At 40.7% G+C, this 26,987-nt stretch carries 24 protein-coding genes; 2 read left to right on the top strand and 22 right to left on the bottom strand.

Annotation, left to right across the window (positions count from 1 at the left end; translation table 11 throughout):
* Nucleotides 1-7 precede the first annotated feature (7 nt).
* Entirely contained in the window at nt 8-709 is a 702-nt protein-coding gene (locus tag A3GS_RS0109860) for a glucosamine-6-phosphate deaminase (protein ID WP_018365230.1), read from the bottom strand.
* Nucleotides 710-1,069: 360 nt separating this feature from the next.
* Between A3GS_RS0109860 and queA the strand changes: the two genes are divergently transcribed.
* The gene (gene queA, locus A3GS_RS0109855) at nt 1,070-2,098 is read left to right on the top strand and encodes a tRNA preQ1(34) S-adenosylmethionine ribosyltransferase-isomerase QueA (RefSeq protein WP_018365229.1); all 1,029 of its coding nucleotides are present in this window, start codon (nt 1,070-1,072) and stop codon (nt 2,096-2,098) included.
* Nucleotides 2,099-2,435: 337 nt separating this feature from the next.
* Here queA and A3GS_RS0109845 read toward each other — a convergent pair whose 3' ends face one another.
* From A3GS_RS0109845 to A3GS_RS0109765, 16 genes are all read right to left on the bottom strand, one after another.
* Complete coding sequence (locus A3GS_RS0109845) at nt 2,436-3,557, bottom strand: low temperature requirement protein A (RefSeq protein ID WP_018365227.1); 1,122 nt, start codon at nt 3,555-3,557, stop codon at nt 2,436-2,438.
* An 18-nt stretch (nt 3,558-3,575) separates the two neighbouring features.
* On the bottom strand, nt 3,576-4,217 hold the full coding sequence (locus tag A3GS_RS0109840) for a TMEM175 family protein (RefSeq protein WP_018365226.1): 642 nt from the start codon (nt 4,215-4,217) through the stop codon (nt 3,576-3,578).
* Between the two features lie 876 nt (nt 4,218-5,093).
* A complete protein-coding gene (cshA, locus tag A3GS_RS0109830; protein WP_018365224.1) occupies nt 5,094-6,677 on the bottom strand; it encodes a degradosome RNA helicase CshA in 1,584 nt (527 codons plus the stop codon).
* Nucleotides 6,678-6,997: 320 nt separating this feature from the next.
* Complete coding sequence (locus A3GS_RS0109825) at nt 6,998-7,378, bottom strand: PH domain-containing protein (RefSeq protein ID WP_018365223.1); 381 nt, start codon at nt 7,376-7,378, stop codon at nt 6,998-7,000.
* A gap of 84 nt (nt 7,379-7,462) precedes the next feature.
* Nucleotides 7,463-9,853: an LD-carboxypeptidase LdcB/DacB gene (ldcB, locus tag A3GS_RS0109820; RefSeq protein WP_018365222.1), complete on the bottom strand. Its 2,391-nt coding sequence runs from the start codon at nt 9,851-9,853 to the stop codon at nt 7,463-7,465.
* A gap of 199 nt (nt 9,854-10,052) precedes the next feature.
* A complete protein-coding gene (locus tag A3GS_RS0109815) occupies nt 10,053-11,597 on the bottom strand; it encodes a peptide chain release factor 3 (RefSeq protein ID WP_018365221.1) in 1,545 nt (514 codons plus the stop codon).
* A 185-nt stretch (nt 11,598-11,782) separates the two neighbouring features.
* Complete coding sequence (locus tag A3GS_RS0109810) at nt 11,783-12,460, bottom strand: YwaF family protein (protein ID WP_018365220.1); 678 nt, start codon at nt 12,458-12,460, stop codon at nt 11,783-11,785.
* On the bottom strand, nt 12,460-13,827 hold the full coding sequence (locus A3GS_RS0109805) for a UDP-N-acetylmuramoyl-tripeptide--D-alanyl-D-alanine ligase (RefSeq protein WP_018365219.1): 1,368 nt from the start codon (nt 13,825-13,827) through the stop codon (nt 12,460-12,462). Before A3GS_RS0109805 ends, A3GS_RS0109810 begins: the two co-directional genes overlap by 1 nt.
* A 125-nt stretch (nt 13,828-13,952) precedes the next feature.
* Nucleotides 13,953-14,999 (bottom strand): D-alanine--D-alanine ligase, encoded by a 1,047-nt coding sequence (locus tag A3GS_RS0109800; RefSeq protein ID WP_018365218.1) that lies wholly within the window; start codon nt 14,997-14,999, stop codon nt 13,953-13,955.
* A 682-nt stretch (nt 15,000-15,681) separates the two neighbouring features.
* Nucleotides 15,682-16,278, bottom strand: coding sequence for a recombination mediator RecR (recR, locus tag A3GS_RS0109795; protein WP_018365217.1), 597 nt, complete (start codon nt 16,276-16,278; stop codon nt 15,682-15,684).
* Between the two features lie 14 nt (nt 16,279-16,292).
* On the bottom strand, nt 16,293-18,347 hold the full coding sequence (pbp2b, locus tag A3GS_RS0109790; protein WP_018365216.1) for a penicillin-binding protein PBP2B: 2,055 nt from the start codon (nt 18,345-18,347) through the stop codon (nt 16,293-16,295).
* A gap of 175 nt (nt 18,348-18,522) precedes the next feature.
* Nucleotides 18,523-19,077, bottom strand: coding sequence for a hypothetical protein (locus A3GS_RS0109785; protein ID WP_018365215.1), 555 nt, complete (start codon nt 19,075-19,077; stop codon nt 18,523-18,525).
* 166 nt (nt 19,078-19,243) lie between these two features.
* A complete protein-coding gene (locus A3GS_RS0109780; RefSeq protein ID WP_018365214.1) occupies nt 19,244-19,759 on the bottom strand; it encodes a transcription repressor NadR in 516 nt (171 codons plus the stop codon).
* Nucleotides 19,760-19,836: 77 nt separating this feature from the next.
* A complete protein-coding gene (locus tag A3GS_RS0109775; RefSeq protein ID WP_018365213.1) occupies nt 19,837-20,529 on the bottom strand; it encodes a phosphoglycerate mutase in 693 nt (230 codons plus the stop codon).
* Nucleotides 20,530-20,651: 122 nt separating this feature from the next.
* Nucleotides 20,652-22,532: a heavy metal translocating P-type ATPase gene (locus A3GS_RS0109770; protein ID WP_018365212.1), complete on the bottom strand. Its 1,881-nt coding sequence runs from the start codon at nt 22,530-22,532 to the stop codon at nt 20,652-20,654.
* Between the two features lie 2 nt (nt 22,533-22,534).
* Complete coding sequence (locus tag A3GS_RS0109765) at nt 22,535-22,843, bottom strand: ArsR/SmtB family transcription factor (RefSeq protein WP_018365211.1); 309 nt, start codon at nt 22,841-22,843, stop codon at nt 22,535-22,537.
* Between the two features lie 242 nt (nt 22,844-23,085).
* Here A3GS_RS0109765 and A3GS_RS0109760 point away from each other — a divergent pair, with 242 nt between their 5' ends.
* On the top strand, nt 23,086-24,021 hold the full coding sequence (locus A3GS_RS0109760) for a dihydroorotate oxidase (protein WP_018365210.1): 936 nt from the start codon (nt 23,086-23,088) through the stop codon (nt 24,019-24,021).
* A 45-nt stretch (nt 24,022-24,066) separates the two neighbouring features.
* On the opposite strand, the gene A3GS_RS0109755 is transcribed toward A3GS_RS0109760, so the two are convergent.
* The 5 genes from A3GS_RS0109755 to A3GS_RS0109735 all read right to left on the bottom strand — a co-directional run bounded on the left by A3GS_RS0109755 (nt 24,067) and on the right by A3GS_RS0109735 (nt 26,956).
* On the bottom strand, nt 24,067-24,255 hold the full coding sequence (locus A3GS_RS0109755; RefSeq protein WP_018365209.1) for a hypothetical protein: 189 nt from the start codon (nt 24,253-24,255) through the stop codon (nt 24,067-24,069).
* Nucleotides 24,256-24,352: 97 nt separating this feature from the next.
* Complete coding sequence (locus tag A3GS_RS0109750) at nt 24,353-24,628, bottom strand: HU family DNA-binding protein (RefSeq protein ID WP_018365208.1); 276 nt, start codon at nt 24,626-24,628, stop codon at nt 24,353-24,355.
* Nucleotides 24,629-24,710: 82 nt separating this feature from the next.
* Nucleotides 24,711-25,313 carry a YpmS family protein gene (locus A3GS_RS0109745; protein WP_018365207.1) on the bottom strand — a complete coding sequence of 201 codons (603 nt, stop codon included), beginning with the start codon at nt 25,311-25,313 and terminating at the stop codon, nt 24,711-24,713.
* On the bottom strand, nt 25,288-26,127 hold the full coding sequence (locus A3GS_RS0109740) for an SGNH/GDSL hydrolase family protein (RefSeq protein WP_018365206.1): 840 nt from the start codon (nt 26,125-26,127) through the stop codon (nt 25,288-25,290). The genes A3GS_RS0109745 and A3GS_RS0109740 overlap by 26 nt, the downstream gene beginning before the upstream one ends.
* A complete protein-coding gene (locus tag A3GS_RS0109735) occupies nt 26,120-26,956 on the bottom strand; it encodes a DegV family protein (RefSeq protein WP_018365205.1) in 837 nt (278 codons plus the stop codon). Before A3GS_RS0109735 ends, A3GS_RS0109740 begins: the two co-directional genes overlap by 8 nt.
* Nucleotides 26,957-26,987: the final 31 nt, after the last annotated feature.

The raw sequence follows: 26,987 nt of genomic DNA, 5'->3' as shown, positions 1-26,987 counted from the left end.
TTCTTTTTTATAACTTACTGGCTGCATCATAGTCCAATAGAAGCACCACATCTTCATGTTTCTGCAAAATGCTGGCTGGCAGGGCTTCTGTAACTGGGCCACTGACAGTTTTAGAAATAGCATCCGCTTTATCAAAACCATAAGCCATAAGGACAATGGTTTTAGAGGACATGATGGAAGCAATGCCCATGGAAATGGCCTGTGTTGGCACATCCTCAATCTTATCAAAGAAGCGACTGTTGGCCTGAATAGTATTTTCTGTCAAGTCCACCACATGTGTTAGCATTTCAAAAGGTGTACCAGGTTCGTTAAAGCCGATATGTCCATTTCGACCGATTCCTAAAATCTGGAAATCAATAGGATGCTCAGCGATAATATCATCATAATGCTTGACTTCAGCCTGTAAATCAGTTGCCAAACCATTTGGCAGGTAAGAATGCTTGAAGGGTTTGGCATGGAAAAGATGTTGATACATAAAATATGCATAGCTCTGTGGATTATCTGCCGACAGGCCTACATATTCATCTAGGTTGATACTGGTCATAGCAGAAAAATCAAGCTGACTTGCCAGCATTTCTTGATAAAAAGTCAACGGTGTGCTGCCCGTTGCTAATCCCAATGTTTTAGCACCAGCAGCCATTTCCTCTTCTAACAGATGAAAGGCAAGTTTCCCACCTTCCACTTGGTCTTTTACAGTGATTATTTTCATTATCAACCTCCGTCGGTCTATACCAAATATTCTATTTCCATTTTATGGTATAGACCAATAATTGTCAAGAAAAGTTTCTCAGGATCTGCACAGCGTTGCACAGAAAGATTCTTCAAAAAACAAAAACCGACAAATGATTTTCAATTCCCATTAAACCTCTGCTATTTTCATAGCACAAAATCTAAAGTTATAGTCCAATTTACCTCGGAAAGAAGCAGGTGGCAAGATCTCCTATCAAGCATAATCAGACAAAACCCATTATTTTCTTATAGGGACTGCGATTAAAACGTCTCAAGGTGACGAGAATCTTTTATCGTGTTATAATGAAAAGGCTGAAAAACTGAACAAAGAAGGATTTGTATGAACACTGAAGATTTTAATTTCCATTTACCCGAAGAACTGATTGCTCAAACGCCTCTGGAAAAGCGCGATTCGTCTAAGCTCTTAGTCATTGACCGTAAGACGCATCAAATGACCGATACTCACTTTGACCACATCATTGATCAACTCAATCCTGGTGACGCTCTAGTCATGAACAATACCCGCGTCCTCCCTGCCCGCCTCTATGGTGAAAAGCCTGATACCCACGGACATGTGGAGCTGCTCTTGCTCAAGAATACTCAAGGCGATGACTGGGAAGTTCTGGCTAAGCCAGCCAAGCGCCTGCGTGTCGGTGCTAAAATTTCCTTTGGTGGCGGACGTCTGAATGCCACCGTCAAGGAAGAACTGGACCACGGCGGCCGAATTGTCAAGTTCAGCTACGAGGGGATCTTTCTTGAGGTACTGGAGAGCCTAGGCGAAATGCCACTCCCACCTTATATCCATGAAAAATTAGAAGATCGCGAACGTTATCAGACCGTTTATGCTAAAGAAAATGGCTCCGCTGCTGCTCCGACGGCTGGTCTGCACTTCACACAAGAGCTGCTCTCGAAAATTCAAGCTAAAGGTATCAAATTAGTCTATCTAACGCTGCATGTTGGGCTCGGAACCTTCCGACCTGTCTCAGTTGACAATGTGGAAGAACATGAAATGCACTCTGAATTCTACAGTTTGTCTGAAGAGGCTGCTCAAACCCTCCGCGATGTCAAAGCCGCTGGTGGGCGTATTGTTGCTGTCGGAACAACATCTATCCGCACCCTAGAAACCATCGGTTCAAAATTTAACGGACAGATTCAAGCTGATAGCGGCTGGACAAATATCTTCATCAAGCCCGGCTATCAATTTAAAGTCGTGGATGCCTTCTCAACCAACTTCCACCTACCCAAATCAACCCTAGTCATGCTAGTCTCAGCCTTTGCTGGTCGTGACTTTGTTCTTGAAGCCTACAAGCATGCTGTTGACGAACGCTACCGCTTCTTTAGTTTCGGTGACGCCATGTTCGTCGAATAAAAATTTACCAAACTATCCCCACCACAAAATCTGTGATGGGGAATTTTTATGTCTGCAAAAGAAAATTAAACTACTGTCACTATTCCCGAAAAAGCACCATAAAGAAGGCCCTACAAGCAGAAAGTAGCCTGCTTAAGCTTGTTTGGTAAACCAAGCGCGATGTCCAGCTAAAAGCTCACCAGCTTTATCAATTGGCACCCTATCAGCATGAATCGTAATATCAATTAGGTACATTTTCAGACTCCTTTACATTTGATACAGTCATTATACTACTTGTAGTCGACTTCAAGTCAAAGAAAAAGTTATCCCAAAATAAAAAACAGTCCGAAGACTGCTTTTAGTGCATGCGTTTAACATTAAAGTTGACAAAAATGACCATCATTACTGTTGTTGCAATGGCAATGAGCAGCATGAGCTGATGCCAATTTCCCAGCACAAAGGTACCAAGGACAACAGTTACTGCAAGGAAGCCGAACTCGCTAATGACTAAACTTCTGGTGAAATAATGGCTGGACTTATTATAAGAATTATGACTAAACAGCCCTAGCATAAACAATAAAAGTCCTATTAGCATTAAGCCAAAAGCAAAGCCTGACTTTGCCTCTTGATTACTCAAGAAACCAAGAGACACAGTGACAAGGCTCAACCCTGCAAAAATGGGGTAATGTGCATAGATAGCCTTATTGCCTGTCACGCCAGTCACTTCATCATTGATGCAGTGATCAATTTCTACGATATAAATCATGAAAAGATTGCTGACGATAAGAAAGGCGAGGAAGGAATAGACTGATAAATTCTCAGGCATAAAATAATCAGCAATACCAATAATCATCTCACCAAAGGTAATAATGACTAAAAGAGATAACCGTTCAATCAAATGAGGAAAGTTGATTGGTGTAACTTTTGCGTTGATGACAGACGTTTGTGGACTTACCAGAAAGGCTGGCAGTAACCAAGTCAGCAAAATCCCAATAGTTGCCACCGGCAGACCACTTTGATAGGGGAGGCAGGCTGAGAGAAGTAACATAGCAGAGCGGATGCCCAAGATGTAAAAGAATTGTTTGATGAGACGCTTATCAGCCAGATTTTTTGTCTGGTAGAAGCTCAGCACGTATTGTCCCAAAAGGAGCAAGGAAATGCCAGCCATAGGAAGGATGAACCAGATAAAGTCACGTGACCAATCTCCTGTGATGGCGGTTGATGAAATCATCAGACAAACCATCTGAAAAAACATCATGAGGATATTAGTCAGGCTGTTCTTTCCAAAACGGTTAGTGTAAACAGATTGTACCATCCAAGAATTAACGTAAATAATCAGCCCCATAGCAAAGGTAAAGAAGGCAGATGGCGTCACAAATCCATGATGGACATGATGAATGAGTGAAGTCACCTGACTAATAGCATAAACGTAGACTAAATCATAAAAAAGTTCAGTCAGCTCAACTTTTTTGTGTTTCATATGAGATCCTTTCTATTTTTATTCACCGTAGCGTCTTTCGAGCAAGTCTTTGAAAGTCTGACCGTTGTTGAGAGCCTCTTCATAGCGTCGGCCTTGTTTATAATTCAGCAGAAATTCAATGAAAGGTGACAGGATATAGAAGTAAATGCCAAATTGATTGAAGTAAAGAGCGATGAGTAAGACAAGGACGTCACTAATAGAAACTAAAATCATCCGACGATTCTGCCAGCTTTGAAAGAGATGGCCAGCGCGCTCAGGCAGTTCAGAGACCACATCGCACATCATGAGATTCCCCATAACACCAAGCAAGATACCTGTCAAGACATTGATCATTCCAAAGATGAGAATAGCCACCCACTTAATGTCAAACTCAACCAGCATCTTAGTCGCCAGCGGATAAAGGGATAAGAGGGCATGGGCCAGCACATCCAATATAAAAATAAGAAAGGTCGTGCGATCTGAATTAACACTAATCTGCATACGATGATACCAGAAATTAGTCACGATGATAAAACTCACCAAAAATAAACCAATAGCCTCTGCCAACCGAGGCAGCTGGACCATGTTTTCAGGGATTTTAATTTCCAAAACCAAGATGGTCATGATGATAGCAATAATAGCATCACTTAGTGTATCAAAACGTTCTTTTAACTTTTTCATGGGAACTCCTTATACTAATTTAATATCAAAATATTCATTTTGAAACTTTTGGAAGTGGTACGGATGCTAGCAACCTTCTTAGGAATTCATGGCTTATCACTAGCCATTCATTACTCTGGAAGGTTCATTTTGAGATCACTTCGCTCGCTCCAGTTAGCCTAGGTCAATTAACGTTTTAGTTTTCAGCCAGTATTACATTGACAAATCGAGATTTATTATAGCACAATCCTGCCACCAAAGGAAATTCAGGTGTACCTAGAAGATAGTCCCAGCTTTTACTATAATACTAAAGAATGACTTAGGAGGTTTGATATGTTTGTTTTAGGCACACTCATCAATGTAGGCGTTATCATAATAGGTGGATTTCTAGAGACTTTCTTTAGGCATCAGCTCAAAAAGTCTTATCAGGATAGCCTCGTGATATACCTAAATTTCCGTGTCTTTTATAGGAATAGCTAGCGCTATCCTACCGTACTAGATAAAATAACTTTCAAGATTAAATTCCAAAAAGCCTGATTCTTTGAATCAAGACAGAACAAGCACATGTTTTCCTGAATATTGATCTGATTCAAGATTTGCCCGATCTTAGCTGTTGACCCCTTCTAAACCAAAAAAACTTTTCAACAGGTACTTGAATGTTACCTCTATTTGATCGTCTGATGACAGGCTATAATTAGCCTCCGTTAGGACAATCTTATCAACATGTTTAGGGATATTAAATAGCCTAGGATGAAAAAATTGTAAAAGCTAAAAGAAATTACAAACATTAAAATAGATACAAAGATAAGCCGTACTATCTCTATTCTACTAAAGCAGCAAGTTATAAACAAGTTACAAGCAAAGTAAAAGCTGAGATGTTATAGTCTCAGCTTTTACTTACCTATCGCCCTTATTACGGATAACAAAACCGTTTTTCTTTTCGCTTGATGTGCGGTGTGGTCGCTTGTTGTCTTTTTGTTCAAAGTCCTTGCGGTTCTTGTTTGATTTACGTTTGAAGTCACGGCGTCGGTCATCATGGTTTCGGTCCCCACGATAAACACCACGGCGATCTCCGTCACGACGGTTGCGATCATTACGACCACGTCCCCCCTTACCTTTACCACCAAAGCCACCGCCTGATGGTTTGAATGGCAATGGTTTTTCACGTGCAATTTCTACTTCTGGCAGAGTATCTGGGTCTTGCACCGTCAAGGTCAAGATATAAAGAGCCAGCTCTTCTGGGCTGAATTCTGCAGCCAATTTAACAGCATCCCCCTTGAATTTATCAAAGTTAGCACGGATTTTTTCATCCGCAAAATCAGCTTCAATCTTCTTAAGGGCAACTTTTTTCTTGGCTTGGAAGGCTTCTTGAGCCGTTGCTGGCTTGAGACCCTTCATGCGTTTCTTAGTCAAGTTTTCGATGATAGATAGATAGCCCATTTCATTTGGCGAAACAAAAGTAATAGACTGACCATGCTTACCAGCACGCCCTGTACGACCAATACGGTGGACATAACTTTCAGGATCTTGTGGAATATCATAGTTGTAAACATGAGTCACACCCGAAATATCCAAACCACGCGCAGCCACATCTGTTGCGACCAAAATATCCAAATTATCATTTTTGAAATCGCGGAGCACGCGCAAGCGTTTCCCTTGATCAAGATCCCCATGAATCCCTTCTGCGCGGTAACCACGCAGTTTTAGACCGCGAGTCAACTCATCAACACGACGTTTAGTACGACCAAAGACAATTGATAATTCTGGTTGATCAACATCCATGAGACGAGTCATAGTATCAAATTTCTCATTTTCTTTGACACGAATATAATATTGGTCTACCAATTCCGTTGTCAATTCTTTAGCTGCAATCTTAACGTGTTCAGGCTCTTTCATGAATTTCACGCCGATACGTTTGATGGGATCTGGCATTGTTGCCGAGAAAAGCAGCGTTTGGCGCTCCTCAGGCACACGAGAGATGATTGCTTCAATGTCTTCAAGGAAGCCCATGTTAAGCATTTCATCCGCTTCATCCAAAATGAGGGTTTCAATATGGTTAAGCTTAAGTGCCTTGCGTTTAATCAAGTCCAACAAACGACCTGGCGTTCCGACAACAATATGAGCGCCTGAACGAAGAGCCTTGATTTGTCTTTCAATGGACGAACCACCATAAACCGAGCGGACTTTCACACCCTTTTCACGGCCAAAACGGAAAAGTTCTTCCTGACTTTGCACAGCCAACTCACGCGTTGGTGCAATGACAAGCGCTTGAATCGTGTTGTTTGCCACATCAATTTTATTGAGGGTTGGCAAACCAAAAGCGGCTGTTTTACCTGTCCCTGTTTGAGCTTGACCGATAACATCCTTGCCTTCAAGGGCAAGAGGAATAGTCATCTCTTGAATAGGTGATGGCTTAACAAAGCCAGCTTTTTCGACTGCTGCAATAATATCTTCTGCAAGATTTAGTTCTGTAAATTTCAATTTATTCTCTTTTCTAAAAGGCAGTGCGAAGCTGCCTTATCAACCTTTTATACTCTTTAAAAATCACAACTACAGGGTACTAACTTCAACTTGCCACACATCAATACAGCATACGGCCTTACCCAGACGGATTTTCTTTGAGTATTGTTTAACAACTTATCCATTATAACACAATCCACATGAAAAAAAAGACATTTGACTTTATTTGACTAATAATTCGTTTTCATGTTTTTTTTGAAAATAGCAGAGCAGTCAAAAAGAAGAGTTGAGCAAGACCTCAGCTCTCCTACTTTTTGCCCCATCATAGTGTATAGCTGCACTCATTTCAAGACAGCAGCTGCCAAAGCTTGCTGAATCTCAACAACATTATCATCACTCTTGAATTGCAAAACTTCTGCCGGCTCCACTGCTGAGGACACCCAGATTTTCAATTCTGCGTCAAGGTCAAAATGACCTGATGTCTCAACCGTAAAGCGTGAAATAGACCGATAAGGAATGGACTTGTAAGAAGTCTTCTTGCCAGTCACACCTTGTTTATCCACCAAAATCAGTCGTTTCTCCGTAAAAACAATTAAATCACGAATAAGTACGAAAGCCAACTCCACCTGCTCATTTGGAATCAAAATATCTGCTAACTGACGTTCAACCTTATCATTATCCTTTTGCGACGCATTTCCAATCAAACCTGAAAAAAGTCCCATTAGTCTTCTCCTTTGTTATGTTATTTTCTTTATTATAACAAAAAGGGCGAGAAACCTCTTCCCGCACCTTTACAAAATGATTTTTCAAAGAAGAACATAACGACGGACACCGCTGTATGACACATAAGAAATCCATTGACGACCATCTGCTGTCAAAACTTTATCGTAATTGACAGAATCACCACTTCTCAAGGTAAATTCTGTCTTAGCTGATAGACTTGGGATATTCTTAACTTCTTTTGAGCTAGTAAAATTATATTTTCCTTGAGCTGGTAAGTTTGTGGTCGCCGATGAAGATGAATTTGAAACATTAGCATAGTCACCACCTTGGAAGCCATAATATTCTTCCAAGCTCAAACCTGATTCATAAACTTCCTTGGCTTCCTTACCAATATATCGAATATGCCAAGCTTCTGGCATGTAACCAGTGATAGCTTCCTTACCTGGTTGATAACGAACAACGAAGCCATAATTGTGAGCGTTTTGAGCTAGCCAAGTTGTGGCTGTTTTATCTTCCAAAAGGTTGCCTGATTTATCTGTTAAGTCGAAAACTAGACCAGTTTGGTGTTCACTGTATCCTGGACGAGCTGAATAACGATCTGCTGCGGCTTGACCATCACGATTGACATAACTTTGGTAGAGCGATGCTTGTGCGCTGTAGGTTCTGAAACCGCTGTAACCTGTGCCAACATTATACCCCTTTTTAATCATATCGTCACGTAAGCGGACAAAGGCAGCTTTTGCAGCTGAGTTTTCTCCAGGATTATAAGAAGAGGACATTGGATACTTCTTATTAGCAATGACGATTTCATCATATTTGCCTTGGATGCTATAGTAAGAACCGTTATTAACTACAGGTGATTTACTAGCTTCTGGAACAGTTACCTTAGTTGATGACACACCTTGAAGCTTACCATTCTTTTCAACATAGTAAAGATGAACATTATATTCACCACGTTCGTTCTTATGATCAGATAGTTTCACATTAACCTTATAAGTGCCATCTGTTTGTTTGGATGCATCATACCAAACAATATCATCTTGTCCAGATTGACTTGTCCAAACAGGTACCTTAACTGCTGTGATGCCGTTGCTATCTTGAACATTAGAAATAACAACATTGAAATCACCATTCATTTGATTTTGGATGGATAGTTTGCCTGTCAATGTTTGCTTATTAGGTGTGGAATCGGAATCTGTAGTCAAAACTGCCATATCAACATAGCGACGAATCCCACTATTAGACACGTAAGAAATCCATTGGTGACCATCAGCTTCTAGAACCTTATCATAGTTGACTGAATCACCATTCCTAAAGGTAAATTCTGTTTTAGCTGATACTTTTGGTTCATTTTTAACTTCTTTTTCACTTGTAAATTTATAGGTACCTTGTGCAGGAAGCGTTGGTTGAGGTTCTTTGACATCAAGTGCATACCAACCAATTCCTTCTGCATTCCAACCAATATTATCTAAGTAGGTGCTTTCTGCTTTTGACAAGGTATAGTGGTGACTACCTGCACCTTTGGCATTCGGATTGTAGAGACGATAAACAGCCTTGCTACCACCTGAATACCAAGCAACACCTTCATAATTCCATCCAATTTCATCTAGATAATTACTTTCTGCCTTGTTGACAGTGTAATGGTGGTCACCAGAATTTGGATTATAAAGACGATAGACAGCATCACCACTTCTTGGAGCGTACCAACCAATTCCTTCTGCCTTCCAACCTAATTTAGCTAGATTATTATTTTCCCAAAGGCTAGCAGTATAGTGGTGTTCGCCAGAATTTGGATTATAAAGGCGATAGATAGCTTGTGATTTTTCTTCTTGTTTAGCATCTAATACAGCCTCTTCTGTCTTTTTAGCAACTGGAGTCCCTTGTTGAGATTTGACTGCAACTGTTAGCTCATCTTTTTTTACAGGGTCTGCCACATTAGCCTCATCACTTGTTGCTGCTTTTACTTCTGAAGGAACTGTCACTTCAGCTGAGGGTACTGATGCAGCCACTACCTTTTCTGTGTCAACAGCAGGTTTATCTTTGACAGTTTCTGTAGCAACTTCTTCATTTGCAGCGACTTCAGGAACAGTTTGAACAGATGAAGTTGAATCTGCTACTGCTGGAACTGTTACTTCAGTCGCTTCTAAAGCTTGGTTAGAAGATTCTACATTTGGTATAGCCTGAGTTTCTGTGCTTGCTGCCTCAGCAGAAATATTTGTGGCAGAAGAATTAGAAAGTGAGGTTTCTGTTGGAGTTACAGCCGATGATTGAATAGCTTCAGAAGAAATTTGAACAGCCCCACTCACTGTTGTTGTCTGCGCTGTCGCAAGAGAATTTTGAGAAGAGCCTACTTGCTCGTCAGCAGAAGCTTGCCCAGCTAAGAAAAGGCTTGCTCCAAGTAAAACTGATGCAGCGCCAAATGAATATTTACGAATGGAAAAACGTTGTTTTTCATATATAAATGCTTTTTTCATAGGTATATCCTACTTTCTAATTATTCTCACCTTATTCTATCTCTTTTGAAAAGGTTTGTCAATTCATTTTGTAATAATTGTAACACTTCTGTAACGATATTGCATTGCATTTTCCTTACACTTATATATTCGCAAAGATTTCAAAAAATATAAAAAGAAGAAATATTTTTATTTCCCCTTTTATTTTATTAAGTTCCATTCACATTTTCTCTTCCAGCTCAACATCTGGGTATTTATCCGCAAACCAGCGCAGAGCAAAGTCATTTTCAAAAAGGAAGACAGGTTGATCAAAGCGGTCACGTGCCAAGATATTTCGGCTAGAACTCATACGCTCGTCGAGATTTTCTTCCTTAATCCAACGAACAGTTTTCTTACCCATCGGCGTCATGACAACTTCAGCATTGTATTCACTTTCCATGCGGTGCTTGAAGACTTCAAATTGAAGCTGCCCGACAGCGCCCAGCATGTATTCACCTGTTTGGTAATTCTTGTAAAGTTGGATGGCACCTTCTTGGACCAATTGCTCAATGCCTTTGTGGAATGATTTTTGTTTCATGACATTCTTAGCAGCCACTTTCATGAATAATTCAGGTGTGAAAGTTGGCAGTGGTTCAAATTCAAATTTATTTTTACCAACAGTCAGGGTATCTCCGACCTGGTAAGTTCCTGTATCGTACACCCCGATAATATCACCTGCGACAGCATTTTCCACATTCTCACGTGATTCAGCCATAAACTGGGTGACATTGGAAAGTTTGACAGTTTTTCCTGTGCGAGCTAGATTAACAGCCATACCGCGCTCAAATTCACCTGAAACAATACGAACAAAGGCAATACGATCACGGTGACGTGGGTCCATATTGGCTTGAATTTTAAAGACAAATCCTGAAAAATCTTTATCGTAAGGGTTGATTTCATTGCCTTCTGTTGTTTTGTGTCCATGAGGTTCTGGCGCAAATTGTAAGAAAGTATCTAGGAAAGTTTGCACCCCAAAGTTTGTAAGGGCAGAACCGAAGAATACAGGTGTTAAATCACCAGACAAGATAGCTTCTTCTGAAAATTCATTTCCCGCTTCCTGCAAAAGCTCGATATCTTCTTTTACTTGCTCATAGAAAGGATTGTTGGCAAATAAGCTGTCACCATCCTCAATAGAAGCAAAACGTTGATCATCCTTATAAAGCTCTAAACGTTTATTATAGAGATCATATAGCCCTTCAAATGATTTCCCCATACCGATTGGCCAATTCATTGGATAGCTAGCAATTCCCAGCACTTCTTCCAACTCTTCCAATAAATCCAAAGGCTCGCGTCCATCACGGTCCAATTTATTAATAAAAGTGAAAACTGGAATGTTACGGTGTTTGACAACCTCAAAAAGTTTCTTGGTCTGTGCTTCGATACCTTTTGCAGAATCGACAACCATAACCGCAGCATCTACCGCCATAAGGGTACGGTAAGTGTCTTCAGAGAAGTCCTCGTGCCCTGGTGTATCAAGGATATTAACACGTTTACCAGCGTAGTCAAACTGCATAACAGATGATGTCACCGAAATCCCACGTTGTTTTTCAATGTCCATCCAGTCAGACTTGGCAAAATTACCAGTCTTTTTCCCCTTAACAGTACCAGCTTCGCGAATTTCACCCCCAAAATAGAGCAACTGTTCTGTGATCGTCGTCTTACCAGCATCTGGGTGAGAGATGATGGCAAACGTTCGGCGTTTCTTAATGTCGTCTTGAATTGTCATTTTATTTTCCTTTTATTTTTTGTCAATAGCAGAGCTCTTTTCATCCTTCAACTAATAACTACGTGGACTTTACTCCTTGACTATGTAGCATACAAAAAGAACTGTATATACAGCTCTTTTATTATATCGGAAAATGGCGGCTTTATCAATCATCAATGACTGTTAGCTAGTGTAAAAAAGGTTCTTTAATGTGTCAGATACTCTCTAGTCTTTCCTTTCAATAGTTGATTAAGACCAATCAATATCATAGATAGAACCAAAGTAACAAGAACATAATTAATTAATAAATTGTGATTATTGATGATTGGGCTTTGTCGCAGGAAACCATAATTACCACCTGTCAGAGTATTTGCGATAATCAGCAAGGCATTTAGACCTGCGGTAAATGCAACTATGTTCGATTCGGTAATCATACTAGACGACTTGTCATTCAACAAATAGACCAAGGCATTGACAACAAGAGCATAGTGGCCTAGTAAATAAGAAAAAGTCGCTAAATGCCAAAAAGGAAAGGGATCAAAAATCGGATAGACTATCGCTAGCAGTGAACCACATAAACCCAAAAGGGCAAAGTAATATTTGAAGCTGACCTGATCTGATAACAACAATAAGGCAAACATGGCTATTCGACAATGATAGAGAGGTAAACTCTCTGACAAGGGCAAACGATGATAAGCATACCAAGTATAGAGAAAAATAATCTGCACCCACTGAAGTAGCTTAAAAATCCTCTGGAATTTTTTCCTATCATAATACCGAAAGGAAAGGCCCACTAAAAGCAGTAAAGTTATCATAACACTTAGGTAACCACCAAGAGATAGATGAAAGGGGTTACTAGGCTGTCCTGAAAAGAAAGGTGTCATTAATCAGTCTCCAAAGCTTCAACCACTTTACTGAGCTGCATAGAGTTACTTCCCTTAAGTAAAATTTGATCCTTTGAACCAAGGATTGTTTTAACATGTTTAATCAAGTCCTCAAGTTGGTCTTCCTCAGCCGTCTTTTTAAAGTAGTAAACATGACCAAGTGGGAACATTTGGCTAGCAAGTTGAGCGAGTTCTGCAATGTCTTCACCATAGAAAATGACCGTATCAAGAGCATCAGGCGATAAACTCGTAATCATGTTGGTGTGCAATTGAACAGAGTCTTGACCAAGTTCTTTCATATCAGCTAAGACCGCAATCTTTTTACCACCTTCATTGGCTGAGATAGCTGAGAAAGTCTCCAAAATCAAACGCATGGCTGTCGGATTAGCGTTGTAAACATCGGAGAGAATTTCAGCGCCATTGGCAGCTTTTTTCCATTCTGTGCGGTTGCGGGTCAGATTAAGATTAGCCAAAGCTTCTACAATATCGTCATCCGCTACAGCCAACAGCTTTCCAACATAGGCCGCAACCATTGCGTTAGTGGCATTGTACTTACCTGGTACAGGAAGAGTAATAGGCTGGTCAATAACATTAGTTGTGAAGGTCAAGGAGTCTTTATGTTCCACAAGATTATCCAAATATATTTCTGCACCGTCACCAAAACGAATGACTTTCTGATTATCAGGAAGATAAGCGTCAATAATCTTATCAGCTGGCGCAATGAGAATGCCATCGGAGTCCATACCGTCTGTGATTTGTAACTTACCTTCTGCAATCTTTTCACGGCTGCCAAAGAATTCCAAGTGGGCTTCTCCGATCAGAGTTACTACTGCAATGTGAGGCTTGGCAAGGCTAGACAAGAGATGAATATCGCCCATGTGGTCTTGCCCCATCTCCAAAACAATTTTTTCAGTATCGTCTGGCATGTGTAGCGCTGTGTAAGGCAAGCCAATTTCATTGTTATAGTTGCCTTGGGTCTTATAAGTCTTATACTCCGTCTCTAAAATAGCTGCTATCATGTCCTTGGTGGTCGTTTTACCATTGGAACCTGTAACAGCAATAACATCAACGCGCATTTTTTTAAGGTAATAGGCTGCTAATTCTTGCAGCGCAGCTAAAGCATCGTCAACTAGAATGTAGGGATGTCCTTTAATCTCGCGCTCTGAAAAAGTTGCGACAGCGCCATTGTCAAAGGCTGTCTCAATAAACTCATGACCATCACGCGCACCCTTGAGTGGGAGAAAGAGGCCGCCTTTTTCAATCTTGCGACTGTCGAATTCAATATTTCCTAAGGGGTAGTCGTCAAAATCCGACACCTTGTTCTTGGCGCCAACAACCTTGGCGACTTCATACAATGTTAACTTCATTTTCTATCCTTTTTCTATGAAAAAAACCAATACTAGTAGCTCTATTATAGCATACCTGTCCCTAAATGCAGAAGAAAACTCCTACACAAGGCAAGAGTTTCGTTGTTTTTGGCTACTTCATTCTTTTAAATCAAATGCCTTTCCCGCTTGTCAAACATTTCTTGAGCGAGTTTGACCAATTCTTCAATGAGTTCTGAGTAGGCCAAGCCCATATTTTCCCAGAGAAGCGGGTACATAGACCATTGGGTAAAGCCAGGCATGGTGTTCAGCTCATTAAGGTAAATGTGACCGTCTTCTGCCAAGAAGAAATCACAGCGTGACAAACCGCAGCCACCAATAGCACGAAAGGCCGTAGCTGCATAGTCGCGCATTTTATCCATAATAACCTCGTCAATCTTAGCTGGGATATCCATGGTGATTTTATTGTCAATATATTTGGCCTCATAGTCATAAAAAGCAACATCTTTGACGACTTCACCTGGCAAAGTCGTCTTAACATGGCTGTTTCCCAGAATACCGACTTCGATTTCACGTGCAACGACACCTTGTTCAATGAGGATACGACTGTCATATTTGAGGGCTAGGTCAATAGCAGAGCGCAGCTCATCATCATTATCAGCCTTGGAGATGCCAACTGAGGAGCCCATGTTAGCTGGCTTGATGAAAACAGGGTAAGTCAGCTTTGCATTGACTTGAGCAACCGTCATATCAAGATTAGCGCCCTCCATATAAGTCACATAAGCCACTTGAGGAACACCAGCAGACTCAAGCACATGTTTAGTCGTAATCTTGTCCATAGCCACACTTGAAGAGAGGATGTTCGTTCCCACGTAAGGCATTTTTAAAACTTCTAAGAAACCCTGAATAGAGCCGTCTTCTCCCATAGGACCATGGAGAACAGGGAAAACCACTGCTCCATCTTCGTAAATATCGCTTGGCTTGATTTGTTGGCTAGCAACAACGGTCCTATTGGTCATGAGTTTTTCATCAGCAGCTGGTGCGCTAGTAAATTCTTGTGTTTTAATGAAGTCTCCAGCCTGTGTGATAAAGTAAGTCTTGACCAAAAACTTATCATAGTTGACCGCACGCATGACTGACTCAGCAGATAGGACAGACACTTCACGTTCCGCAGAACGTCCACCATAAAGTAAAACCAAGGTTTGTTTAGACATAAGCTCTCTTTTCTATTCTTATACTTCTGATTTAATTCTGTTCTATCTTACCATAATTTGGAGGAGCTTTCAAAGCCTATCACTGCTATTTAAGAAAAAGGAGCGAGATTTTCTAGCAGGCTAGCAGCCAGTCGGACTAGAGGAAAATTACTTTCGTCTTTCTAAATCCCTGTCTCTCACTTGAAACTGATTCATCTAGCTCGTCATTAACTCCCCTATACTTGCCCCACAGTCCCCTTGACCAGTCATTCTAGTCAAGGTCTACTGGAATTGGGAATTTTAACCTCCATTCTGCCTAATGCCAGTTGGAATCGGAGACTTTTAACATCCGTTCTAGTCAATGCCAGGTGGGATTAGGTCTTTAAGTCTTCATTCTATCCGATGCCAGCAGAAATTGACCTAAACCACGTTCTTAAAAATTTTACCATCGCGGATGACCGAGCAAGCTGACTCTTTCTTAGTCTTTTCTTGGCAACCTAAGACTGTCGCACACCTTATCAATGAACCATTGAGAATGGCTGATAGCTCTGTTCTAATCAAAAATCATAACAGACTGTAGATAATCATAATAAGGCAGCTCTTCTTTCTCTTACTTAGACTTTTAATTCCTGGAGGAAAGAAAAAAGAATTAAAATCAGTTGAAGAAGGTCTGCTTCTCACTTCTGACTTTAATCCTTTTGCTTTATAATTCTGTACGATTCTCGATGGCGCGCAGGAGGGTGACTTCATCTGTGTATTCAATGTCTGAACCAACTGCCAAACCACGCGCCAAGCGCGTCACTTTAATACCTGCTGGCTTTAGCACGCGGGAAATATACATAGAGGTTGCTTCACCATCAGCCGTAGCGTTTGTTGCGATGATGACTTCATTGACCTCGCTATCCATTAGACGCGTAATCAGACTTTTTAGATTGATATCATCTGGACTTACCCCGTTCATTGGGGAAATGAGGCCATGCAGTACATGATAAAGGCCATGATATTCCTGAATTTTTTCCATGGCAGAGACATCCTTGCTCTCTTCCACGACTAGAATAACAGAACGATCTCGTGTCTCATCTGTGCAGATATTGCAGGGGTCTTCATCAGTCAGATTACCACAAACCGAGCAGTAAGTCAGCTCGCGTTTAGCTGCCAACAGGTTTTTGGCAAATTCATTGACGTCTTCGTCTGACATGCCAATGGTATAGAAGGCTAGACGCGTCGCTGTCTTGATCCCAATTCCCGGTAATTTAGTAAAACTTTCAATTAACTTTGCGATAGGTGTTGGATATAGCACCAGATCTCCTTTCTCTAATTGCCTCCAGCATAATTAGAAAGATAGAGATTAATAATATCCCTAGCAATTAGCTGGTGGGCCTTTGTTTCGTCGTCAGCAGCATGAGGATACATAACTGAGACAGCAATTTTTCTGTCTGCATCGTAGGCAATAACGTTCAAGTTGACGGTAGCGACCGTTGTACCTGAGGCACTTTTAGCAAAGGTTTCGGCAGTCCCTGTTTTACCACTTACGGTCGTCACCGAACTTCTGAGCGATGTCCCCGTCGCATAACCACTTGAACTATTGACCACATTATAGAATCCCTGCTGAACAATGCCCATCTCATCATCTGAAATATTAACCTTGTTAAGGGTCTTACCATCAACAGTCTGCAAGAGATTGCCCAAATCACCGTTTTCATTACTATCATAAATGCCATCAACGATGTGAGGAGACACACGATTGCCATTATTGGCCACGGTTGCCCCATATTGAGCCAGCTGCATGGGCGTGTAGCCATCATACTGACCAAAAGCTTCGAACAGAACATTATTCATTTCAAAGTCCTTAGGCAGATAGCCTTCTGATTCAGGCAAATCAATACCCGTTGATGTTCCCAAACCGTATTCGGCATAAGTATTTCTCAGTTTTTCCATGGCTTCCTTGTAGCCACTCGTTGTCATAGCAGAGCTGGTTGTGTAATTTTGTCCCATTAAACGCAGCGCGACTTGGACCATGTAGGTATTGGATGAGTATTCCAAGGCTTGCGCTGCTGTAATGGGGGTCAAACCCTTAGTAAACCAAGATTTGATACCTGCAATTTCTTGATCATAGAGCACTTCATTTCCAGACAAGACACCATTCTCCCAACCAGAACTAATGGTTGCTCCCTTGACAACAGAACCGGGTGTATAGGTGTTGTTAATGGTGCCGATATTATCTTCTTCTGTGCTTAACTGTCCTTGTTCATGTGAACGACCAGCCATAGCTAAGATTTTACCCGTTGATGGCTCCAAAGCCACAGCGTATACCCCTTCAGAGTAATTAGCATTGCCACTAGATAACTCTGAATTGTAATATTGGTTCAAAATATTTTCAACACTTGTTTGGAAGCCAGAGTTAATGGTCAACTTCAGATTTTTACCTCTGCTTCCCTTGGCAGTTAGCTTATTGCTAACAATCTTACCCTTTTTATTGACCTTAATAGTGCGCACCGTGTGAGTTCCTTGCAGAGAATCCTCATATTGCTTTTCAAGATAAGAAGTTCCGACACGGTCGTTTAGTGAATAACCCTTCTTCAAATAGACGTCTGCCTCTTCTTGGGGCAAACCAGCCTTTTCACTAGAAATTGTCCCCATGATATCTGACAAACTGCTGTTGCTAGACTGACGATCCCAACTACTAGTTACCGTTATCCCCGGTAATTTCTTTTGATTAGCAGTTAAGTAGGCAATTTGATTGGCAGTCAAAGTTCCCGTTGTCAGGTTAACTGAGTTAAAGGTGGACACTGAGTTCATTTGATTAAAGATATAAACCAATTTCAACTCATCATCTGAGTAAGCGACTGCGCTATCAGGGACAGCTGCCACTGCATTGTTATAAATCGTTGATTCTGTTAGATTATTGCCGTAACTGTCATACTTTTTCTTTCTTGGCAGGCTCTCTACGACCTTCTTATAAACAGACGAATCTGCCAGATAATAATCTCTCTTGGCACGGTCACTGACCTGGGTCTCAGTCAAATCAACATAAACCGATAAAACCTTGGCTGTTTTCTTGATATCAGCCGCAGTCATAGTGTTACTTCGCGTAAAGGTAACAACTTGTTTTTCTTCATTAGCAACCAAAGCAGCACCCGTTGCATCATAAATCTGACCACGCGGACTAGAGGTCTTAACCGTGTAGGTAGTTGACGCTTTCAATTTCTTGACATAAAAATTTTTATCAGCAAGCTGCATCTGAGCCAACCTCAAAAGGATGACTGTAAACAGCAAGACAATAACAAAGAATAATAGATAAATCCGCCTATGAATGCTGGCTTCTCCCTTTTTAAAGAGAAGACTTTTCCAATTTTTTCGTTCTGACATTTCTCCCCCACCACTGAAAACTATGACTATTATTTTATCACAAAAAAGGCAAAGAAACTGAAACCAAGAATGAAAAATATTTTGAAAACATTCCCAAGATTAATTTGATTTTGACCAGACAAAAAGGCTGGCGAAACCAACCTTTTTTATTGAACCAGAACACCTCAAGGCTAATCTAGTTACCCTTCTTCTCTAAAGAGAAATCAATACCAGCTTTATCTCCTAAAAATTTCCAGATATAGTAAGCCAAATAAAAATCAATGGTCCCATGAACCAACGAACCAAATCCAATCAAACCTAACATCGACCAAACATAAGCAGCGCCAGCATTTTGCCCAGATGTCAAAATAATGACTACCAAAAATTCAGCCAAGCCATGCAGAATATTGATTCCTAAAGCTAAGGCTAATCTCTTTACAGGTTGACGAAGTAAGTCCGGTGATTTCTTTAACAGAATGGATCCAATCAAGGCAAAAATGAGATGTGAGACCGCCCGTAAAACAATCACAATAGGAAAGCCTGCCAGTAAAAAACCGAGACTAGTTCCCAAAGCGACTAAAACTGCTACTTGGGGTGAGATAAACATGGCCAGAAAAAGCGGAACATGACTGGCTAGAGTAAAAGAAGCTGGTCCGATGACGATTTTCGCTGGCATAACCATAGGAATGAGGATACCAAAAGCAATTAGAATAGCTGTAAAGGCCAAAGATTTTGTCTGGGCTTGTCGCATAATGAACTCCTTTATTTATTGGAAAGGCTAATTTTACTGACCGAGCAATTTATTCCTTCTGACAGAGGAAACTAAGCCGCTACAAGCCATCATTCGCTTCTTTCCATTAATCTTGTTCCCAATTATAAAGCAAAAAACAACAGGTGTCAAGACACCTGCAGTAATTTTACTCTAGCAAAAAGTGTTTAGCAGCCAAATCTGCCTTAATAACATCAAAAATACCTTTTGAAGGACAGGAAATAGTGTGCACATGGATCCCCTGTGTCAGGGAAGAAAGGAGAGCTGCCTGAGACTTTTCAACCTTATCAATAAAATTATCCACATCTTCCTTACTCTTGATGTTCAGAGGTGCTGTTAACATGCCATAAACGGGATGCTCCACTTCCACATCCACAACAATACCTCCAGCAGAGATAATAATGTCTAATTCTTCCTCAGTTGTAGATAAATCATGCTGGCAGGCAATTTTTCCGATGAAGTGGTGCGAGTAAAGAGCCTGTGATAGAATATAACCTTTGGGGGTGGAAATAATGTCATGATTATTAGCTCTTAAAAGCGCTACATCACCTACGATGATTTGTCGACTGACCCCAAGCTCAGCTGCCAAATGACTAGCGGAAACGGGAACCTGCGCAAGGCTCAACTTATCAATTATTTTCTGTCGACGGTCTACTGCCTTCATTATAATTAACCTTCTTCCTATAAATAGATTATCAAGAACAAGAAAAGAGTTGGGCAATCCCAACTCTCAATCATTCATTATTTACCAAGAAAGTATTCAGCAGTAACGTTCAATTTTTCGTCAAATTCAAATACTAATGGTGGGAAGTTAGGAATTTCAACACCCATGATTTCATCATCTGAAAGACCTTTGATGTGTTTTACAAGGGCACGGATTGAGTTACCATGTGCACCAACAAAAACGTTTTTACCATCAACAAGTGCTGGAGCGATTTTATCTTCCCAGAATGGAAGAGCACGTTCAAGCGTTACTTTCAAGTTTTCAGCATCTGGAATAACTGAATCATCAAGGTGAGCGTAACGACGATCAGTGTGTGCTGAGTATTCATCGTCTTTAGCCATAGCTGGTGGTAATACATCATATGAACGACGCCAGATGTGAACTTGTTCATCACCGAATTGTTCAGCAGCCTCAGCTTTGTTTTTACCAGTCAAACCACCGTAGTGACGTTCATTCAAGCGCCATGATTTCTCAACCGGTACCCAAAGTTGACCAGCAGCTTCGAGAGCCAAGTTAGTTGTTTTGATTGCGCGAGTCAATACTGAAGTGAAAGCAAGGTCAAATTCGATACCTGCTTCTTTAATCAATTTACCAGCGTCAATAGCCTGTTGAGTCCCTTTTTCAGAAAGATCAACGTCTGCCCAACCTGTGAAAAGATTAGCTTTGTTCCATTCAGATTCACCGTGACGTGCGAATACTAATTTTGCCATTAGATAAAGTCTCCTTTTAAATTTCTGGCTTATACTCTTTGAGCATTACACCAATATTTACTCTTTTTATTTTACAAAAAAATGTTAAAAAAAGCTAGTAAAATCACAGATTCCTTCAAATTTTAGATTTTTAAGGTTCGCATAGCGTTGAGGACAGCTAAGACAGTTACTCCTACGTCAGCAAAGATAGCCAGCCACATATTAGCTAACCCGAAACTGGCCAAAACTAATACTAAAACTTTTACTGCGATAGAAAAAATAGCATTTTCACGAGCAATATGGAGTGTCTTCTTGGCAACGGTCATAGCTTGAGCAATTTTGGTCAGCTGATCATCCATTACAACCACATCTGCTGCTTCAATGGCAGCATCACTACCCAATCCACCCATGGCAATACCGACATCTGCACGTGCTAGCACTGGTGCATCATTGATACCGTCACCAACAAAACCTACAGTTCGTTTAGGTGATTTATGTCGCAAGTAATATTCAACCTCGCTGACCTTATCTGCTGGCAATAACTCTGCTTTATAGTCAGTCAAATCCAATTCGTCAGCCACAGTCTGGGCCACCTCAATGTGATCTCCCGTCAACATGACAAGATGTTTTACGCCCTGCTGACGCAGCTGAATTAGAGCTTCTTTTGTATCTTCTTTGATGCAGTCAGAGATGACAATATGCCCTGCGTAGATGCCATCAATAGCAACGTGCACGATGGTTCCTACTTGATGACAGGCTTTCCACCGAGCACCAAGCTGCTCCATAAACTGCCTATTCCCAACGGACACCGTTTTCCCATTGACTGTGGCGCTAATGCCCTGCCCCGCCTTTTCTACCACGTCACTGATCAAGCAATCATCTGCTTCCTTTTGATAAGCGGTGAGCAGCGATTGTGCAATAGGGTGACTTGAAAAACGCTCAACATGGCTGGCCAGGTGTAACAAACTCTCTTCGTCAATTTGACTTGTGTGTAGAGCAGTGACTTGAAAAATACCTTCAGTCAGGGTGCCTGTCTTGTCAAAAACAAGTGTTTCAAGATGGGCAAGGCTTTCCAAATAATTTGAACCCTTGACTAAGACGCCCATTTTGGAGCTGGCTCCCAACCCACCAAAGAAACTCATAGGAATAGAAATAACAAGCGCACAAGGGCAGGAGATAACCAAAAAGGTCAGAGCACGGCTGAACCAGTCTGGGAAAGTTTGAGCAAAGTTTCCTGATAATAAAGGGGGTAAAAAAGCTAAAAGCACGGCTAAAATAACAACTACTGGCGTATAAATAGCAGCGAACCGCGTGATAAAAGTCTCATTTTTAGATTTATTGGCCGCAGAATGCTCCATCAAATCTAGAATTTTCGTCAGAGTTGATTCGGACAAAGCACGCATAACTTTGACACGAATAAGACCCGTCATATTGACCGTTCCAGATAGGATGTTATCTCCAACCTCAACCTTGCGAGGCAAACTTTCACCTGTTAGCGCAGCTGTGTCAACCTGTGATTGTCCTTCAACGAGTATCCCATCAACTGCCACTTTTTCACCGGGTTTGATGACAATAATCTGCCCTTTTTGAAGATTTTGGGGATTAATATCTTCTAAACCTGATTCAGTTTCCAGATGAGCAATATCAGGTCGTAAATCTAGCAAGTCGGAGATGGACTTCTCACTACTGCCTTCTGCAATATGTTCAAAGAGTTCGCCGATTTGGTAGAAAATCATAACAAAGACAGCTTCCGCAAACTCTGCTTCACCAGTCATAAAACTCAGTGCAAAGGCTCCAAGGGTCGCGAGAGACATAAGAAAATGTTCGCTAAAAACCTTACCTTGACTAATTTTTAGTACAGCTTTTTTGAGAACATCATAGCCTGCTAAAAAATAGGGGACTAGGTAAATAAGAGCCTGCACTGGCAGAGACAGCTTGGCCAGTGACACCCAAAGGCTTACTAAAATCAAGAGCAAGCCTGATACGATGATGCGGATGAGACGTATTTTGTCTTTTTTTGACATAATCAATCCTCCTGATAATGTTCTACAATTGAAATCAGCGTCCGACTAATATGTTCATCAACCAGTGAGTAAATCTGATTTTTTCCTTCACGGCGCGATGAGACGATTTTTAAATGTTTTAACAAGGTTAACTGGTGTGATATGGCCGACGGTGTCATGTCCAATATCTCAGCAAGTTGACTGGAACGCAGCTCACCTTGACTCAGACACCAAAGAATTTGTGTGCGCGTATCATTACCAAGCGCCTTAAAAAAACTGGACACATCTTTAAGCAAGTCACCATCTAACAAACTTTTCTTTTCAAGAGACATTTTTATTATTCTTTCCGATTTTTGAAATTAGTTTTATAATTGAGCAAATGTTCAATTATTTATCTATTGATTAGTTTAACATTTAATTTTTCAAAAAGCAAGTAAAAAAATGTTTTACAATTATTGACTGTTCATTACTTTTATTAAAATATTGTTCGGATTTTACGTTTCAGCTTCTCGTTTTTCCTTGATTCTCGTCTTATATCATGTTAAAATGAAAAAAATTACCTTTGGAGGATCTTATGGCTTCAACACATACTAAAATTGGTGACTTTACTTTTGATAATTGCCTCATGAACGCAGCTGGTGTTTACTGCATGACGCGTGAAGAATTGGCTGAAGTCGACGCTTCAGCTGCTGGTTCATTTGTGACAAAAACAGGAACGCTGACCAAGCGAGCTGGTAACCCTGAACCACGCTATGCTGACACAACTTTGGGCTCTATTAACTCTATGGGTTTGCCAAATCTTGGTTATCAATATTATCTTGATTATGTGATTGAGTTGCAAAATCAACCCAATAGCAAAAATCATTTCTTGTCGCTGGTTGGTATGTCTCCAGAGGAAACACACACCATTTTAAAAGCTGTACAAGCCTCTGATTATCACGGCCTAGTTGAGCTCAATCTCTCTTGTCCAAATGTTCCTGGCAAGCCGCAAATTGCCTACGATTTTGAGACAACGGAAGCCATTTTAACCGAAGTCTTCACTTACTACACTAAACCATTCGGTGTTAAGCTTCCTCCTTACTTCGACATCGTTCATTTTGACCAAGCAGCTGCTGTTTTTAATAAATTTCCTCTGACTTTTGTTAACTGTATCAATTCCATTGGCAATGGTCTGGTCATTGACGACGAGACAGTTGTTATCAAACCTAAAAATGGCTTTGGCGGTATCGGTGGTGACTATGTTAAACCAACCGCCCTCGCCAACGTTCATGCCTTTTATCAACGTCTCAATCCGTCTATTCAGATTATAGGGACAGGCGGTGTTAAGACTGGTCGCGATGCCTTTGAACATATCCTTTGTGGTGCTAGCATGGTGCAACTTGGAACCATTCTTCATCAAGAAGGACCTGCTGTATTTGAACGCATCACCAACGAACTCAAGGCCATCATGGATGAGAAAGGCTATAAAAACATTGAAGATTTTCGCGGCAAATTACAATACATGAACTAATAAAAAAGCGGGATTGATTTTCAAATCAATCCCACTTTTTTATACTCACCAATCGTCATCATCCCAGAAATCATCTTTTTTCTTTTTTTCAGGCCTACTTTCTGCTGGCTTGATAAAATTCCCATTCTCATCAACTTTAGGTTTCATGATAAAACTATAGGCAACAATCATAATAACCTTAATAATTGAAAAAATACCTAAAAAGATAACAACCAGCAATAAACCTTTGTCCATATTTATCCAACTTTCATTGTGTCATAAAAATGATTTCTTATGCTAAAAAAGCCTCTCCTTTGGAAAGGCAGATGGCTTTTTTTAACTGTTTATAATATTATTTAACAGCGTCTTTAAGAGCTTTACCAGCTTTGAATGCTGGAACTTTTGAAGCTGCGATTTCGATTTCTTCACCAGTTTGCGGGTTGCGACCTTTACGAGCTGCACGTTCACGAACTTCAAAGTTACCGAATCCGATTAATTGAACTTTTTCACCTTCAGCGAGGAAACCTTCGATTGCTGCAAAAACTGCATCTACAGCTGCCGCTGAATCTTTTTTAGTCAATTCTGTAGCTTCTGCTACTTTTGCGATTAAATCTTGTTTGTTAGCCATTTAACAAATCCTCCAATTAATTTATAAGCAAATTGCTTTAACAGGTTATATCATATCTAAAAATAGCGATAAGGTCAAGTATTTAACGTTTTTTCTTAAAAATATCGAAGCTAATTTTGTCATTCACCAAGTCAATACTAGTAGCTTTTAAATACAAGCCCTCACTATTATCTAATTTTTGCAAATTAATGTTAATGACAGATTTCTTTGGGACAATTTGTACAAAGGAAGGGAGCTTATAACTGGACTTGATATACTGGAGCACTTCTGCTTCTGGCAAAGAAAGAGTACCAACTGAGAAAGAAGTTATCTGAAGCTGCACAGCTCCATTTGCCAAACGATAAGGTTTAAAATAAATATAAAGGGGCACTTCATAGCCCAACAATTCATAAGAACCTTCAAAAAGAATCTCCGATGAGGCAACGTAAATTTTGTAAGACATTTTTTTACTCTGATAGTCTGTCAAGTAGGTTGCAATTGTATCGTTGAGCTGTTCCTTGTTGGTAGAAAAGGTACCGATTTTAACACCCTTAACTTTGTTGGCTGTCACTTTTTCAGCATCAGGCTCCCTGACCTGAATAAGACGACTGGCCGCCACACCAATAAAGGCCAAGTTAAAGGCTAAAATAAAGAGAAAGCCCCACTTCCACCAATTGAATTTATTTCCATTGTTTTTTTGTTTCACTGATTTTCTCCATCACGGCATCAGACATGATTTGATAGCCGGTATTGTTGGGGTGAAAATGATCCCCTGTAAACAGAGCATCGTTAACCACCGTAGTCTGATCTCCAGACGTCTGGACGATTCCTTCCTGTCCGTCAATTCCCCTATAAAGCAAGTCATTGATAGGAACGAAATAGACCCGCTTATATTCTTTTGTCACAGTCTGCGTTGCATCATTCCAATTATTGATAATGTCCTGCATTTCAGTCATATCAGGGAAGTTAAGATAGAACGGGTTGTAAATACCCAAAATGTAAATCGGTAGGTCAGGTTGATCCCTACGAGCAAGGTCAATAATCTGTCTTAATTTTTTCTGGTAAGTAGACTCGGGCTTCTTGAAAGATGAGACAGTCAAATTGGTGAGTTTCTTACGAATAACAGCCATAACGTCATTACCACCAACTGTCAGAGTCATGACATCGGCCTTGGACAGATTTTGCTGGATAGTCTTCTGCTTCTTTATACGGGTCAGAATTTGCTGGCTGGTATTGCCCGCAATGCCATAGTTTTTGTAGCTGACCTTGTAGTCATAAGACTGAGTCAAACTTTGGCTGAGTAGGGGTACAAAACCACCTTGGTTGGTACTATCGCCAATACCTTCTGTCAGAGAATCTCCGATAGCCACATAGTTTAGCTGTTTGGTCTTCTTAGCCAGAAAATCCTTCTTAGTCAATTTTGAATTTGACTTGGGAATGAGAGCATTAAGTAAAAAAATTGAAAGAAGAAGACTTGCTACAAAAAAAGCAAGTCCTTTAATAAATTGACCTTTATTCATAACGCACCATGACTGCAAAAGCATTCTCACCAGTATGGGTTTGGATAATAGATCCTGTTTCCAACACCGCAATTGGTGCACCCAGAACTTCTAGTTTTTCCTTGAAACCATTAGCCATCTCGACGGTTCCGCAATAAGAAATACCAATTTCAGCAACAGCCCTTTCTTTGGCATGTTCAATGAAGTTGTCCAGCCACTTATTAAAGGTTTTGACACCGCGTCCCTTAACGACTGGCACCAAAACATGATCTTTCATTTCCATGACAACGCGGATGTTGAGCAGCGAACTCAAAAGGCCTGTCACGCGTCCAATGCGTCCACCCTTAACAAGATTTTCCAACGTTGACACACCGATAAATAATTCTGATTTTTGACGAACCTCTTCAATCTTAGCCAGAACTTCATCCAAACTAGCACCTTCTTTAGCTAATTTTGCAGCCTGAACCACTTGGAATTTTTGACATTGGTCTGTGAAAGTAGAGTCGACAACTGTCACATCTGCGCCAGCCAGATTAGCTCCCTGACGTGCTGCATCAATGGTTCCAGACAAGGTATGGGTCAAGTGAATGGAAACAATGTGCTCAGCTCCATCCTTGGCCAAGTTCTCATAGACTTCCGCAAACAAGCCAACAGGCGGTTGGCTGGTCTTGGGTAAGTTCTTGCTGTGTCGCATCATGTTGAGGAACTTTCCTTCCTCCTTGAGGTCTGCGTCAGAATAAAGCACGCCATCAATCATAACTGATAGAGGCACAACTGTAATATCGAGTTCTTTGACTAATTCAGGCTCAATGGTAATTGACGAGTCGGTGACAATTTTAATTTTACCCATTTCCTATCCTATTCTAAGTTTTTATAATTTT

The organism is Streptococcus caballi DSM 19004, from assembly GCF_000379985.1.
In the GTDB taxonomy this organism is placed as follows: Bacteria; Bacillota; Bacilli; order Lactobacillales; family Streptococcaceae; genus Streptococcus; species Streptococcus caballi.
This window is presented reverse-complemented; position numbering and strand designations above follow the sequence as displayed.